Origin of the sequence: Sanguibacter biliveldensis, from assembly GCF_033798665.1 — a bacterium.
GTDB classification, from domain to species: Bacteria; Actinomycetota; Actinomycetes; order Actinomycetales; family Cellulomonadaceae; genus Sanguibacter; species Sanguibacter inulinus.
This window is the reverse complement of the sequence record NZ_CP138359.1, coordinates 1,663,758-1,679,092: the sequence shown is the minus strand read 5'-3', so window position 1 is coordinate 1,679,092 and position 15,335 is coordinate 1,663,758. Positions and strand designations below refer to the sequence as shown.

Sequence of the window (15,335 nt, the reverse complement as noted above, 5' to 3'; positions counted from 1 at the left end):
GTCGCCGGGCCTGTGAGAGCAGGTCCGTGAGCTGAACGCACGCAGCACCCCGTCCGCCCTCGAGGCGGGCGGGGTGCTGTCGTCTGCGCCACAGGTCCTGAGTTCGGCGGACCAGACCCGACCCTGAGAGACTGACAACCAGTCGTCGAAAGGTCTTCCCCATGCAGCAGGTCCAAGCCGTCATCGCCCGCGCCAAAGACGCGCCGGTCGAGATCGTCACCATCAACGTCCCCGACCCTGGGCCGGGTGAGGCCGTCGTGGCCATCCAGGCCTGCGGCGTGTGCCACACCGACCTGCACTACCGCCAGGGCGGCATCAACGACGAGTTCCCGTTCCTGCTCGGCCACGAGGCCGCCGGTGTGGTCGAGTCTGTCGGCGAGGGTGTCACCGAGGTCGCCCCCGGGGACTTCGTCGTCCTCAACTGGCGCGCGGTGTGCGGCGAGTGCCGCGCCTGCAAGCGCGGCGAGCAGCAGTACTGCTTCAACACCGCGAACGCCACGCAGAAGATGACCCTCGAAGACGGCACCGAGCTCACGCCGGCCCTCGGCATCGGCGCCTTCGCCGACAAGACCCTCGTCGCCGCGGGTCAGTGCACGAAGGTCGACCCGTCCGCCCGCCCGGCTGCCGTGGGCCTCCTCGGCTGCGGCATCATGGCCGGCATCGGTGCGGCTATCAACACCGGCGGCGCCACCCGCGGGAAGTCTGTCGCCGTCATCGGCTGCGGCGGGGTCGGTGTCGCCGCGATCGCTGGTGCCGCGCTCGCCGGTTCGAGCCCGATCATCGCCGTGGACATCGACGCCAAGAAGCTCGAGACCGCCAAGAAGCTCGGCGCGACCCACACCGTCGACTCCTCGCAGGTCGACCCCGTCGAAGCCATCCGCGAGATCGCCTCGAAGACCTACCCGGGCGCCGAGGGTGCTGACATCGTCATCGAGGCCGTCGGTCGCCCCGAGACCTGGAAGCAGGCCTTCTACGCCCGCGACCTCGCCGGCACCGTGGTCCTGGTCGGCGTGCCGACCCCGGAGATGACGGTCCCCGAGATCCCGCTGCTCGACGTCTTCGGCCGCGGCGGCTCGCTCAAGTCCAGCTGGTACGGCGACTGCCTGCCCAGCCGCGACTTCCCGATGCTGGTGGACCTCTACCAGCAGGGACGTCTGGACCTCGACGCCTTCGTCACCGAGGAGATCAGCATCAACGACATCGAGGCGGCCTTCGAGCGGATGCACCACGGCGACGTCCTGCGCTCGGTCGTGGTGCTCTGATGGCCGCGCGCACCGACCACGTCGTCACCTCGGGCACCTTCAGCCTCGACGGTGAGACCTTCGACGTCGACAACAACGTGTGGATCGTCGGGGACGACAGCGAGTGCCTCGTCATCGACGCACCGCACTCGGTCGACGACATCCTCGCGGCCGTGGGTGACCGGCGCCTGACCGCGATCGTCTGCACCCACGCGCACGACGACCACGTGCGGGTGGCACCCGAGCTGCGCGAGCGGACCGGGGCGCCGATCTACCTGCACCCGGCCGACCGCCCCGTCTGGGAGCTCACGCACGGCACGTCGACGACGTGGGACCACGACCTGTCCGACGGGCAGACCCTCGAGGTCGCCGGTACGACGCTCACGGTCCTGCACACCCCCGGCCACGCACCCGGTGCCGTCTGCCTCTACGCACCCGATCTTGGGAGCGTCTTCACAGGGGACACCCTGTTCAACGGTGGGCCCGGGGCAACCGGACGCTCGTTCAGCGACCGCCCGACGATCGAGGCCTCGATCCGCGCCCGGCTCTTCGCGCTGCCGGACGAGACGGTCGTGCACACAGGCCACGGTGACGACACGACGATCGGTGCCGAGAAGACGAACCTCGACGGCTGAGATCCCCGCAGGCCGACCTGGTCGGCCGTCCGCAGCGTCGGCCCCCCTCGCGTCACACGCGAGAGGGGCCGACGCTGTCGTCCGTCCGGGGTCCGGCGCTGTCGCGCGTCCCAGCTCCGACTCCGCGCCTCCGAGCCGCTCCGTGCCAGACCGTGCCGTGCCGTGCGGTGCCGTGCGGTGCGGTGCGGTGCGGTGCGGTGCGGTGCCCGACCGTGCCGTGCCGTGCCGTGTCGTGTCGTGTCGTGTCGTGTCGTGTCGTGTCGTGTCGTGCCTCTAGGGTCCGGACACCGAGAGAGTGTCAGCCCGGCATCCCCTCGCCCTTCCGCCGACGCGCGTCGATCAAGAACCGCGTCGAGTGCGCGACGAAGGACCCCTCACGCTCGATCACGTCGTGGAGCGCCCGAAGCCTCTCCTCGTACCCCTCGGCCGTGAAGCCGGGGACCATCCAGATCACCTTGCGCAGGTAGTAGACGACGGCACCCACGTCGAAGAACTCCGTACGCAGCGTCTCGCTCCGCAGGTCGACGACCTCGAGCCCCGCCGCCTCCGCGTCGCGCACGGCGTCGTCGGGGTGCCGCGCCCTGTACGTCTCCTGCGACAAGGGCCCGAGGAAGTGCTCGACCAGGCCGAACATGCTCGCGGCACCGACCTGCTGAGACAGGTACGTGCCCCCGGGCTCGAGCACCCGGGCGATCTCGTCCCACCAGACCGTCACCGGGTGGCGGCTCACCACGAGGTCGAAGGCACCGTCGGCGAAGGGCAGCGGGGGTTCGTCCGGGTCCGCGACGACCACCACCCCACGTGGACGCAGCAGCCTCGTCGCGACAGTGACGTTCGGCGGCCACGACTCGGTCGCCGCCATGACGGCGGGGAGCACGGGAGCCCCAGCGAGGACCTCTCCCCCGCCGGTCTGCACGTCGAGCGCCGCGGACGACACCGCGAGCCGCTCCGCCATGATCCGCTGGTACCCCCACGAGGGGCGTTCTTCGGTCGCCCTGCCGTCGAGCCAGCTGAAGTCCCAGCCGTCGACGGAGACGGCCGACGCCTCGGCGACGAGGTCTTCGTAGGTGCGTGACATGGTTCGATGCTGCACGGACTGTCTGCCCGGGCGCAACGAGAATGCGTCTCGTGCGTCGCGCGCACCTATCCCGGCATCGCAGCCGGCAGGCCCGAGACCTCCGCGCCGGGCGACGACGGCGCAGACTCGCGGACCACCAGGTGCGTCGGCAGGATGATCGGGCTCGGGCTCTCCCCGTCCATCACCCGGATGAGCATCGATGCCATCTCGTGCCCGAGGGCCCGGACCGGCTGGTGGACCGTGGTCAGCGGCGGGTCGGTGTGCCGGGCGACGTCGAGGTCGTCGAAGCCGACGACGGCCACGTCGCCCGGCACCGTCCGACCGTGCGCCCGGAGCGTGCTGACCGCCCCGGCAGCCATGTTGTCCGACGCCACGAAGACCGCGTCGAGCTCAGGGTCGGCCGCGAGCAGCCGAGCCATCGCCCGAGCCCCGCCGTCGTGGCTGAAGTCCGCCTGCTCGACGAGCGACGGCGCCAGCCCTGCCACGGCCATCGCGTCGACGAAGCCCTGCCAGCGGGCGACCGAGGCCTCCTGGTCCATCGGCCCGGTGATGACCGCGAGGCGCCGACGCCCCGAGCGGAGCAGGTGCTCGGTCGCGCTCCGAGCGCCCCCACGGTTGTCCGCGTCGACGTACCAACGTGGGTCGCCGGTGAGCGGACGCCCGCAGAACACGATCGGCAGGTCGGTCGCGTCGGCCACCCGTGCCAGGGGGTCGTCCCGGCGCAGCGCCATGAGCATCACCCCGTCGGTCCGGCGCGAACGCAGCAGACGCTCGATCCGCGCCTGCCCGTTCGGGGCCGAGGCCAGCACCAGGGTGAGGTCGAGCTCTGCCTTCTCGAGGACCGTGGCGACCCCGACCACCACCTGGGAGAAGAACGGGTCGCCGAAGAAGGCCGGGTCGTCCCCGGAGAAGGCGAGGACGACCGAGCCGACCCTGTTCGTCACGAGCGCACGGGCCGTGGCGTTCGGGACGTAGCCCAGCTCCTCGGCGGCCCGCTCGATCGCCTCGCGCTTGGCCGGGCTCACGTTGCGGGCGTTGTTCATGGCGCGCGACGCCGCCGACCGCGACACCCCGGCCCGCCGCGCCACCTCGTCGAGCGTGGGTCGTCTGGACCTGTGGCTCGACGGGAGGCTGGGCGGGCGGGGCGGCGCGGACGACGGGTCGTGCATCGGGTCCTCGGGCATGGCGGTCAGCCTACTGTCAGGCGCAGGCCCCCGGCGCTGACCCGTCACGGCTGCGTCGACCACGTCGCGCGACGCCGGCCGCCGCGAACCCCGCGACGAGCAGCAGACCGGCGACGGCGATCCATGCAGGGTCCGCCCCTGTGGCGGCGAGCGCTCCGCCGCGACCGTCCTGCGCCCCGCCTGCCCCGCGAGCCGTCTCCTCGACGGGCGGGTCGACGACCGGGGCCGGTGACGGCACCACGACCTGGGGGCTCTCGGTCACCTCGAGCGTCGCGGGCTCGGTGTAGACGCCACCGAAGGCGTTGGCGAAGTACGCCCGGTACTGCGCCCCCTCCCCAAACCTGGCGGTGAGCGTGAGGGTCGTGGAGGTCGCCTCGGGCACGTCCGTCCAGACCCCTGCGGCCAGGCGCTGCCACTGGACGCCCGGGGCCGGGCTCCCGGTCGCGGCAGCGCTCATGCTGACCTGCTGGCCGTCGACGGCCGTGAGGTCTGCGGGGTCGCTCGTCACGACCACCACAGTCCCCGCACCCGACGCATTGCCGTCGTGCTGGTCGGCGACGAAGGACGCGACCCAGGTGAGCGCGGAGTTCCAGTTGACCGTGATCTCGTTGGTCGACCAGGACTGGATGTCGTCCACGTAGCAGGCCTGCGGGGCGCACATGCGGTCCGGCCCGTAGAGCGCCTTGATGACGGGATCCCACGTGACCGCGTCGGAGTTCGGACCACCGGACACCGACCCGCGCGGAGGGTTCGGCAGCGACGGCTCGAGGGAGTGGGCGAACCAGCGGCTGTGCTGGTTCTGGGAGAACTGCTGCCCGTACCCCGTGACGTACGAGTTGTTGAGCGCGTTGCGGCCGAGCAGGTAGTCCATCGACTCGAGCACAGCGTCGGCGAAGCGCTGGTCGCTCGTGAGGTCGAAGGCTGTGCCCAGCACGACCTGGTTGTTGAGGATCGCGCTGTTCGAGCCCCAGCTGTAGATCCCGTCGGACCCCGGGTAGGCCGTCCCGAAGGGTTCGCCCTGCTGCCATGCGAGGTACCGCTCGGCCGCCTCGACGACCGAGTCACGGACTGCTGCCCGTCCTGGCAGGTCGGACTCGACGGTCGCGAGGTCGAGCCGGCCGAGCGCTGCCGTCTCGAACCAGTTGAAGCCGCCCGACGTCCAGATGTCCGCCGTGTGGTACTCGCTCGCCAGGACGTGGTCCTCGAAGGCCTGGTCCCCCGTGGTGAGGAAGAGCTCGGCCGCGGCCCAGTAGAGCTCGTCGCCGACGGAGTCGTCGTCGTAGGGTCCGCTGCCCGTGCTCGGGTCGTCGTTGGGAGCCGGGGCGTAGAGGTCGGGGGTCCGCAGCGCGGCATCCCACGCGATCCGCCCGGCCGCGAGCAGGTCGGTGGCGAACTGCGGGTCGTACTGCTCCCACAGCCGGGCTCCCTGCGCGGCGACCGCGGCGAAGTTCAGCGTGGCGGCCGTCGAGGGCCTGTGCAGGTAGCGCTCCTGGGCGTCCTGCGAGGGCAGGAGCGGCAGGCCGGTCCAGTCCGCGTCGGCGACCTTGTGGTGCACCATCCCCGGGTACATCGCGGCGTCGGCCGGCACCTGCATCTTCATCATCCACTCGAGCTCCCAACGTGCCTCGTCGAGGACGTCCGGGACCCCGTTCGTCTGCTCGTCGAGCGGGATGTTCAGCGTGCCGTCCTCGAGGTCCGCAGCGGCTCCGGTCGGGCTGGACAGCGTCCGCTCGTAGGTGGAGAGGAGCTGGGCGACGGCGATGCCACCGTTGACCACGTACTTGCCGTGGTCCCCGGCGTCGTACCACCCACCCGTGACGTCGGCCGTGTAGTCGCACGTCCAGTCTCCGTACATCCAGTACTGCCCCTCGGTCTCCGGCGTGAGGCAGGCGACGTCGACGTCTCCGCGGTTGGGACCGCCGTCGGCGCCGTCGGGAGTGCCGACGTGCCCTGCCGGACGGCTGTACTCCTGCGCGTCCGGCTGGCCGACCATGAGCGAGCCGTCGATCTCGATACCGCTGCGGGCCGGGTAGAAGTAGTTGAGCGCGTCGTAGCGCAGCTGCTGGTAGATGTCCGCTCCGACGGTGAAGTCGTAGCTCTCCTCACCGTCCGCCACGAGGGTGTACGTGCCGGGCGCGGTCACGCCCGAGAAGTCGATCTCGTGGACCGCGACGCCTGCTGTCGGGTCGAGCCCGGCCGGCACCGTGGTCCCCGACGCGACAGTCACGCCCTGGGCGTCGTGCAGCTCCCACGGGAGGGCGGCGGGAGCGTCCGTCACGAGGGTCGCCTCCTTCGGACCTGCAGGCAGGTACCCCACCTGGTTGACCCGCACCCGTGGCCCAGTCTCCGGGGTGTAGGGCGGGGCCTCGGTTCCGCTGAGCAGCGAGACGTCGTCGAGGCAGAAGGTCCACGGGGTGTCCGAGCCGCCGACCTGGAACGAGATCTCCCCGATGCCCGGGCTCGTGGCGCCGTCGGTCGGGAAGCCCCGCTCGGCGATGAAGGTGTAGGTGTAGGAGCGCATGTCGGCGCTGAGCGTGGGGTTGTTCTCGAGCAGGACCGTGTAGGGGGCCTCATCGTCGCCGATGATCGCGCGGACCGGTCGGCCGTTCGAGGAGCTCGCGTCGAAGGAGAGGGTGTAGGTGGTGCCGGGCTCGATGACGATCCCGTTGTACCCGACGATCTGGTCCCACCGGTTCGAGGTCCCGGCACCGAGCTCGACGCACAGGACGCCGTCGGTGACAGCGCTCGTCACACCGGGTCCGACAGCGTAGAAGGGCGCGATGCTCCCGTCCTCGAAGTCACCTCCGACGACCTGCTCCGCAGGGTCCGTCGGGTCCGTCGGGTCCGTCGGGTCCGTCGGGTCGGTGGGGTCGGTGCGCTCCGTGATCGAGACGTCGTCGATGCAGACGGTGTACGGGACAGCCTGCGCACCGAGCTGGAGCACGGCGAGCCCGCTCGTGGTCGTCCACCCGTCGGCGAGCGGGGACCCGGGGTCTGTGCTCGTCGTGGGCCACGTAGCCGGAGAGACCGTGAGCTCGACGTGCTGCGGTGTCGCGGTGCCGTCGAGCACCACCTGCCGCGCGGAGGTCGCCGGGTAGGTCGCGCCGACCTGGAGCGGGAGGGTGACCGGCTGGTCGGCCCGGGCGTCGAAGGACATCGTGTAGGTGGTGTCGCGGTCGAAGGTGAGGTCGTCGTGCTGGGCGGCGACGTCCCAGGGGTTGGTGCCTCCCGAGACCGTGGAGCAGAACTCCTCGGTCGCGGTCGAGGTGGTGACGCTGCCGGAGTTGGCGTAGGAGTGCCATCCCTCAGGATCACCGCCGGTGAAGGTGTGCTCCGTGCTCAGGGGGCTGGCTGTCGCTGCTGGTGCGACGACGGTGGCGAGCACCAGCACTGCCGAGAGCGATGACGCGGTCAGGACGCCGAGCGCCTGTCGTGCATGACGAGGGGAAACCACGATGTCTCCATTCTGTGCGGGAGCGCTCCCACACCTGGTCGGGGGAGACGGCCTCGCGAGCGTGCCCCGGAAACTATCACCTGGACGAGAGTGGGAGCAAGCCGGGAGCGCTTCCAGTCTGGCGGGGCCTGCCAGCGGAGCGACGCACGGCGTGGTCCAATGTCCCTGCACCTGCGTGCCCTGTGCCCGCCTCTGCAGGAGGCACACCCGTGCCTGCCCCAGGACCCACCCGAGAGCCGTCGAGCCATGAACCTGTCCCCCGCAGCGCCTGCCGCGCCCCCTGCGTCGTACTACTCCCGGCGTCCTCCGCGCTGGCTCGGCCGGGCGCTCCTGTCCGGGGTGGTGACGGTCTTCGCCGCGATCTTCGTGTGGCGCGCCCTCGGCTCGCTCACGAGCCTCATCGTCAACCTCATCATCGCGCTGTTCCTCGCGCTCGCGATGGAGCCGATGATCCTGTGGCTGGTCAAGCACGGCTGGAAGCGCGGGGCCGCGACAGCCACGGTGCTGTTCAGCCTGCTGGCCGCAGCCGCCGCGGTCATCGCGCTCTTCGGCCGGATGTTCCTCGAGCAGGCCGGTGACCTCATCCAGTCGCTGCCCAGCACCTACGACTCCGTGACGCTCTGGGCGGAGAAGCAGTTCGACGTCGTGATCCCCGAGATGGAAGACCTCCAGGCCCAGCTGCTGCAGGACTACGGCAACGAGGTCGCCTCGCGTGCCCTGGCGATCGGCACCTCGGTGATCGGTGGCCTCTTCGCCTTCGCGACGATCTTGCTCGTCTCGTACTACCTCGCTGCGGCCGGCCCCAAGTTCCGTGCGTCGATCTGCGGGTGGTTGCGGCCCAAGAACCAGACCGAGGTGCTGCGCCTGTGGGAGATCACGCAGATCAAGATCTCGGACTACATCAACTCGCGTGTGGTGCTCGCGGCGATCGCGAGCTTCTTCACAGGGGTGTTCCTCACCATCATCGACATCCCGTACGCGCTGCCCCTGGCGCTCTTCACAGGGGTCGTCTCGCAGTTCGTGCCGACCATCGGGACGTACATCGGTGGTGCGCTGCCGATCGTCTTCGCGCTCACGGGCGGCAGCTGGCAGAAGGCCGTCATGGTCCTCGGGTTCATCATCCTGTACCAGCAGGTCGAGAACATGTGGCTGTCACCGAAGATCTCGGCCCGCGCCCTCCAGATGAACCCCGCGGTGTCCTTCGTCGTGGTGCTCGCCTTCGGCGCTGTCTTCGGCGCTCTCGGCGCCTTCCTCAGCCTGCCCGTCGCCGCGACCATCCAGGCCGTCGCGACCACGTACCTGCGCCGTCACGAGCTCGTGGACTCCCACATGCTGCACGACCCCGCACCCGGTGACAGCGACGGAGGCGACGAGGAGTCCGACAGCGCGGCGGGAGCCGACAAGAGCACGGCAGCCGCAGCTCGCGCGACAGCGCACGACACCGCAGCCGACGGGCTCGCGCAGCCTGGAGCGACGGGCTCCGGTTCTCAGTCCTCGAACTCGTAGAACAGCCGCTCGACGACGGCGCGCGCCCGTCGTGCCGAGCGCAGGTAGTCCTGCTCGAGCTGTGCACCGCTGCCGGGCGGGTAGTGCACCACGCGGGCGATCCCGCTGAGCGCCGCGATGTCGGAGGGCAGGACGTCGGCCGTCGCCCCGCCGACGCGTCCGGACCACAGCACGAGGGCGTCGCGCAGGTTCGACGCGAGCTGCCAGGCCTCGGACAGGACGTCGGCTTCGTCGCGCTCGACGAGCCCGGCGACGACCGCCGCCTCGAGCCCGGCGAGCGTCTCGGTGGTCCGCAGACCCTCGACGGCGTGCCCGTGCTGCAGCTGGAGCAGCTGGACGGTCCACTCGACGTCGCTGATCGCGCCGCGCCCGAGCTTGAGGTGCCGTGCCGGGTCGACACCGCGGGGCAGCCGCTCGGCCTCGACCCGCGCCTTGATGCGTCGGATCTCGCGGACCGTCGCCGCGTCCAGCCCGGAGGCCGGGAAGCGGAGCGGGTCGATGAGCCGCTCGAAGTCGGCCCCGAGCGTCTCGTCGCCCGCGACAGCCCGGGCACGCAGCAGCGCCTGGCTCTCCCAGGCAGCCGACCAGCGCCCGTAGTACCCGGCGTAGGAGTCGAAGGACCGCACGAGAGGACCGTTGCGGCCCTCGGGGCGCAGGTCGGCGTCGACCTGGAGCGGCGGCTCCTCGCTCGACCCGCTGAGCGAGGACCGCACCTTGCGTGCGACGTCGAGGGCGTACCTCTGGGCGACGGCGTCCTCGGTCCCGGGTGACGCCCTGTAGACGAACATCACGTCGGCGTCCGAGCCGTAGCCGAGCTCACGGCCACCGAGGCGGCCCATCGCGATGATCGACATCGCGGCGGGAGCCTGCGCCCGGGTCAGCCCGGCCTCTTCGCACAGCACGAACTCCGCGACGCGCAGCGCCCCGCGCAGCACGGCGTCTGCCGCGTCGGAGATCCCCAGCGCCGCAGCGGGCGCCTCGCACAGCCCGAGCAGCTCGGCGCACGCGATCCGGGCGAGCTCGCGACGGCGCATCGCGCGCAGCACGGTGATGGCCCGCACCTGGTCGTCGGCGCGGGTCAGCACGGCGTCGGACTCTGCGACCAGACGGGCGAGCGGACGGGGCTTGAGGTCGCTGTCCTCGGCGAGCCAGGTGACCGACTCGGGCGAGCGACCGAGGGCCTCAGCGACGTAACGGGACGTCGACAGGAGGGAGGCGAGCCTGTAGGCGGCGGACCCGGAGTCCCGCAGCAGCTTGAGGTACCAGTGGGTGGTGCCGAGCTCTTCGGAGAGCCGCCTGAAGGCGAGCAACCCACCGTCCGGGTCCGAGCCCTCGGCGAACCAGCCGAGCATCACGGGCAGCAGCTGGCGCTGGATCGCGGCCCGCCGGCTGACCCCTTCGGTGAGCACGGCGATGTGGCGCATCGCGCCCTTGGGGTCGCGGTACCCGATGGCCGCGAGACGCGCGCGGGCCGCCTCGGGCGCCAGGCTCGCCTCTTCGGCCGACAGCTGGGCCGTGGCGGGCAGCAGCGGCCTGTAGAACAGCTCTTCGTGGAGCGTGCGGACGTCGCGCCGCACGGTCTTCCAGCGCTGGACGAGCCCCTCGGCACCGTCGCTGCGCATGCCCGCGGAGCGCGCGAGGCGGCGCAGGTCCTGCTCGCCCGTCGGCATGAGGTGCGTGCGCCGCAGGTTGACCAGCTGGATGCGGTGCTCGAGGACCCTCAAGAACCTGTAGCAGACGGCCAGCTGGGCGGCGTGCTCACGGCCCACGTACCCGGCGCTGGCGAGCGCCGCGAGGGCGGTCAGCGTGTTGGAGCTGAGGATCGACGGGTCGGAGCGGCCGTGCACCAGCTGGAGCAGCTGGACCGTGAACTCGACGTCACGCAGCCCGCCCTTGCCGAGCTTGAGCTGACGGTCGGCCTCGGCGGCCGGGACGTTGTCCTCGACGCGGCGGCGCATCGCCTGGGAGTCCTCGACGAAGTTCTCCCGCTCGACGGCCGACCACACGAGCGGGGTGATCGCCTCGGTGTACGCCCTCGACAGCTCGACGTCGCCGGCCACGTGGCGGGCCTTGAGGAGCGCCTGGAACTCCCAGGTCTTGGCCCAGCGCTCGTAGTACGAGACGTGGCTGGACAGCGTGCGCACGAGCGGACCGTTCTTGCCCTCGGGACGCAGCGCGGCGTCGACGGGCCACAGCGGCGGCACGCTGCTCGGCCCTCCCCCGCACACCCGGGTGAGGATCGTCGCGAGCTTGGCACCCGCGGCCATCGCGTCGCTCTCGTCGGTCCCCTCGGTCGGCTCGGCGACGTAGACGACGTCGACGTCGCTCACGTAGTTGAGCTCGCGCCCGCCGCACTTTCCCATGCCCAGGACCGAGAGCCGGACGCCAGCACCGTGGTCGGGCAGCTCGCCGCGGGCGACCGCGAGAGCGGCCTCGAGGGCCGCCGACGCGAGGTCGGCCAGCGCGGCGGCGACGGCCGGCAGGATAGACAGCGGCTCGGGCGAGGTGAGGTCGCTCGCCGCGATCCTCAGCAGCCGGCTGCGGTAGGCCCGGCGCATCGCGTCGGTCGCCTCGATCTCCGGCATCCCGGCGACCGGGACGTCGGCCTCGGGGTCCGCCCCGACCGCGCGGAGCAGCTCGGCCCGGACCAGGCTGACGTCGACCCCGACACCGCTCGTCGTGTCGCTCACGACGTCGAGCAGCTCGGGGTGCCGCACGAGCTCGTCACCGAGCGCGACCGAGGCGCCGAGGACGCCCAGCAGCCTGTCTCGGACCAGCTGCTCGTCGGGGGCGAGGTGCACGGCGTCGATGCCCTCGGTGTCCCCCGACAGCAGGCGCCCCAGCAGGGCGGCGCGCCGCGCGTGGTCCGGGTCGACGGTCGCCGCGCAGCACAGCCGGATGAGGGCGATGAGCGCGAGGTCGGGGTCAGCCGTGGCTGCGAGGGCGGGCAGCAGGGCTGAGCTCGGCTGCACCTCCCCCACGACGGCCGTGAGGTCTTTGTCCCCGCACAGCTGGGCTGCGCGCGCGACGTCGGAGAAGCCGAGCCGGGTGAGTCTCCCGGTCAAGGACGTGGTCCGGGAGGTGCTCACCATCAGCGTGCTTCCGTCAGTCGGTCTGCGGGCAGGTGGGGGTGGTGCGTGGCGGCCGGGTCAGAGGACCTGGAGCAGGCGCTTGAGCTCGAAGGGCGTGACCTGCTGGCTGTAGCCCTGCCACTCCTGCCGCTTGTTCTTGAGCACGAAGTCGAACACGTGCTCGCCGAGGGTCTCGGCGACGAGCTCGGACTTCTCCATGAGGCTGATCGCGTCGTCGAGGGTCTGCGGCAGCGGCTTGATGCCGAGCGCGCGACGCTCGGCGTCGGTGAGCTCCCACACGTCGTCGTCGGTCGCCTCGGGCAGCTCGTAGCCCTCTTCGATGCCCTTGAGACCGGCCGCGAGCGTGAGCGCGAAGGCCAGGTACGGGTTGGCGGCGGTGTCGAGCGCGCGGTACTCCACGCGGCTCGAGTTGCCCTTGCCCGGCTTGTACATGGGCACGCGGACGAGCGCGGAGCGGTTGTTGTGACCCCAGCAGACGTAGCTCGGGGCCTCGGCCCCGCCCCACAGGCGCTTGTAGGAGTTCACGTGCTGGTTGGTCACGGCGGTGATCTCGGCGGCGTGCACGAGGAGACCGGCGATGAAGTGACGGGCCGTCTTCGACAGCTCGTACTGCGCCCCGGGCTCGTGGAAGGCGTTGCGGTCCCCCTCGAAGAGCGAGAGGTGGGTGTGCATACCCGACCCCGGCTGGTCGGCGAGCGGCTTGGGCATGAAGGAGGCGAAGACGCCCTGCTCGAGCGCCACCTCCTTGATGACCGTGCGGAAGGTCATGAGGTTGTCGGCCGTGGTGAGGGCGTCCGCGTAGCGCAGGTCGATCTCGTTCTGGCCGGGGCCTGCCTCGTGGTGGGAGAACTCGACCGAGATGCCCATGGACTCGAGCATCGTGATCGCGGCGCGGCGGAAGTCGTGCCCCTGCGTGCGGGCGACGTGGTCGAAGTACCCGCCGTGGTCGATCGGGACCAGCGGTCCGTCGGCCGTCGGCGGCTCGAAGAGGTAGAACTCGACCTCGGGGTGCGTGTAGAAGGTGAACCCCTGGTCAGAGGCCTTCGCGAGCGCGCGCTTGAGCACGTTGCGGGAGTCCGCGAGCGAGGGCTCACCGTCGGGGGTGAGGATGTCGCAGAACATCCGGGCGGTCCCGTGATGTTCACCACGCCAGGGCAGCACCTGGAAGGTCGTGGGGTCGGGCCGGGCGATCATGTCCGCCTCGTAGACGCGCGTCAGCCCCTCGATGGCGCTGCCGTCGAAGCCGATGCCCTCGGAGAACGCGGACTCGAGCTCGGCCGGTGCGATCGCAACGGACTTGAGCATCCCGAGCACGTCGGTGAACCAGAGGCGGATGAAGCGGATGTCGCGCTCCTCGACCGTGCGGAGCACGAACTCTTGCTGCCTGTCCATGGGTCCATCATGGCTGATGCCAGAGGCTTTTGGTGCGCGACAGACGGAAATCGCCGAGGGAAAGCACTAGGGTCGGTCGCATGGTGGACATCAGGATCGCCCTTGCGCAGATCGACACGTGCGTCGGCGACGTCGACACGAACTCCCGGACCATCCTCGAGTGGTCGCGGCGCGCCGCGGCCGAGGGCGCCCACGTGGTGGCCTTCCCCGAGATGACGATCACCGGGTACCCGATCGAGGACCTCGCGCTGCGTGCGTCCTTCCAGCGGGCGGCCCGCGCGGCCGTGCAGACGATCGCGGACCAGCTGGTCGCCGACGGGCTGGGCAACCTCACCGTCGTGCTCGGCACGGTCGGGGCGCCGCAGGTGACGCGCACGAGCCCCGGGACCCGGCCGACCAACCAGGCCGTCGTCCTCCAGCACGGTGCGGTGACGGCCTCCTACGACAAGCACCACCTCCCGAACTACGGTGTCTTCGACGAGTTCCGCATCTTCGCGCCGGGCGCCGAGCCCTGCATCCTCGAGATCCAGGGCCGACGTGTCGGGCTCGTGGTGTGCGAGGACATCTGGCAGGACGGCGGACCGGTCGCCGAGCTCGCCCAGGCCGAGGTCGACCTGCTGCTCGTGCTCAACGGCTCGCCCTTCGAGGAGGGCAAGGGGCACACCCGGACCGACCTCGCCGCCCGCCGGGCCCACGAGCTGCGCGCCCCGGTCGCCTACGTGAACATGGTCGGCGGCCAGGACGACCTCGTCTTCGACGGCGGGTCCTTCGTGGTCGGCGAGGACGGCTCGGTCCTGACGAGCGCACCCCAGTTCGTCGAGCACCTGCTCCTGTGGGACCTCGCCGCTGACGGCGAGCCCGAGCACCGTGGACCGCTCGCCCCGCCGCTCGGCGACGAGGAAGAGGTCTACCAGGCGATCGTCACCGGGGTGCGCGGCTACGTGCGCAAGAACGGGTTCCGCAGCGTGGTGCTCGGTCTGTCCGGCGGGATCGACTCGGCCCTCGTCGCCGCGATCTGCGCCGACGCGATCGGCGGAGAGAACGTCTACGGCGTCTCGATGCCCTCGACCTACTCCTCGGAGCACTCCAAGGACGACGCTGCGGACCTGGCCAAGCGCATCGGCGCCCACTACAGGGTCCAGCCGATCGCACCGATGGTCGACGCCTTCCAGGGGCAGCTCGACCTGCAGGACGTCGCGGCCGAGAACCTCCAGGCGCGCGTGCGCGGCATGATCCTCATGGGGCTCTCGAACGCCGAGGGTCACCTCGTCCTGGCGACGGGTAACAAGTCCGAGCTCGCCGTCGGGTACTCGACCATCTACGGCGACGCCGTCGGCGGCTACGCCCCCATCAAGGACGTCGACAAGTCGCAGGTATGGGCGCTCTCGCGCTGGCGCAACAACGCGGCCCTCGACGCCGGGCAGATCCCGCCGATCCCGGAGAGCTCGATCACCAAGCCCCCCTCGGCCGAGCTCCGCCCGGGCCAGGTGGACCAGGACTCCCTGCCGCCCTACGACCTGCTCGACGAGGTCCTCGACGCGTACATCGAGCACGCCGAGGGCCGGGCCGAGCTGCTCGCCCGCGGCTTCGACGAAGAGGTGGTCGACAAGGTCGTCTCGCTCGTCGACCGCGCCGAGTGGAAGCGCCGGCAGTACCCGCTCGGCCCTAAGGTCACGGCTCTCGCCTTCGGGCGCGACCGCCGGCTCCCGGTGACCTCGCGCTGGCGCGAGCCGCACGCCTGACACCCCCGCAC

Annotated in this window: 9 protein-coding genes; 4 read left to right on the top strand and 5 right to left on the bottom strand. The window is 71.1% G+C overall.

Going from position 1 to position 15,335, the window contains the following annotated elements:
* Nucleotides 1-161 precede the first annotated feature (161 nt).
* Together SANBI_RS07290 and SANBI_RS07285 are read left to right on the top strand one after the other, a co-directional pair.
* A complete protein-coding gene (locus SANBI_RS07290) occupies nt 162-1,262 on the top strand; it encodes an S-(hydroxymethyl)mycothiol dehydrogenase (RefSeq protein WP_319160376.1) in 1,101 nt (366 codons plus the stop codon).
* Nucleotides 1,262-1,876, top strand: a complete 615-nt coding sequence (locus tag SANBI_RS07285) for an MBL fold metallo-hydrolase (RefSeq protein WP_319160373.1) — start codon at nt 1,262-1,264, stop codon at nt 1,874-1,876. Before SANBI_RS07290 ends, SANBI_RS07285 begins: the two co-directional genes overlap by 1 nt.
* A gap of 298 nt (nt 1,877-2,174) precedes the next feature.
* Here the strand turns inward: SANBI_RS07285 and SANBI_RS07280 are convergent, their stop codons facing one another.
* From SANBI_RS07280 to SANBI_RS07270, 3 genes are all read right to left on the bottom strand, one after another.
* On the bottom strand, nt 2,175-2,954 hold the full coding sequence (locus SANBI_RS07280) for a class I SAM-dependent methyltransferase (protein WP_319160371.1): 780 nt from the start codon (nt 2,952-2,954) through the stop codon (nt 2,175-2,177).
* 65 nt (nt 2,955-3,019) lie between these two features.
* Nucleotides 3,020-4,138 (bottom strand): LacI family DNA-binding transcriptional regulator, encoded by a 1,119-nt coding sequence (locus SANBI_RS07275; protein ID WP_319160368.1) that lies wholly within the window; start codon nt 4,136-4,138, stop codon nt 3,020-3,022.
* Between the two features lie 16 nt (nt 4,139-4,154).
* On the bottom strand, nt 4,155-7,592 hold the full coding sequence (locus tag SANBI_RS07270; RefSeq protein WP_319160366.1) for a glycoside hydrolase family 9 protein: 3,438 nt from the start codon (nt 7,590-7,592) through the stop codon (nt 4,155-4,157).
* 246 nt (nt 7,593-7,838) lie between these two features.
* Between SANBI_RS07270 and SANBI_RS07265 the strand changes: the two genes are divergently transcribed.
* Nucleotides 7,839-9,098 (top strand): AI-2E family transporter, encoded by a 1,260-nt coding sequence (locus SANBI_RS07265; RefSeq protein ID WP_319160363.1) that lies wholly within the window; start codon nt 7,839-7,841, stop codon nt 9,096-9,098.
* On the opposite strand, the gene SANBI_RS07260 is transcribed toward SANBI_RS07265, so the two are convergent.
* On the bottom strand, nt 9,080-12,190 hold the full coding sequence (locus SANBI_RS07260) for a bifunctional [glutamine synthetase] adenylyltransferase/[glutamine synthetase]-adenylyl-L-tyrosine phosphorylase (RefSeq protein ID WP_319160361.1): 3,111 nt from the start codon (nt 12,188-12,190) through the stop codon (nt 9,080-9,082). The two genes, SANBI_RS07265 and SANBI_RS07260, sit on opposite strands and share 19 nt — an antisense overlap.
* A gap of 57 nt (nt 12,191-12,247) precedes the next feature.
* On the bottom strand, nt 12,248-13,582 hold the full coding sequence (locus tag SANBI_RS07255; RefSeq protein ID WP_056131994.1) for a glutamine synthetase family protein: 1,335 nt from the start codon (nt 13,580-13,582) through the stop codon (nt 12,248-12,250).
* A gap of 80 nt (nt 13,583-13,662) precedes the next feature.
* On the opposite strand from SANBI_RS07255, the gene SANBI_RS07250 reads away from it, so the two are divergent.
* Nucleotides 13,663-15,324 (top strand): NAD+ synthase, encoded by a 1,662-nt coding sequence (locus SANBI_RS07250; protein WP_319160358.1) that lies wholly within the window; start codon nt 13,663-13,665, stop codon nt 15,322-15,324.
* Nucleotides 15,325-15,335 lie beyond the last annotated feature (11 nt).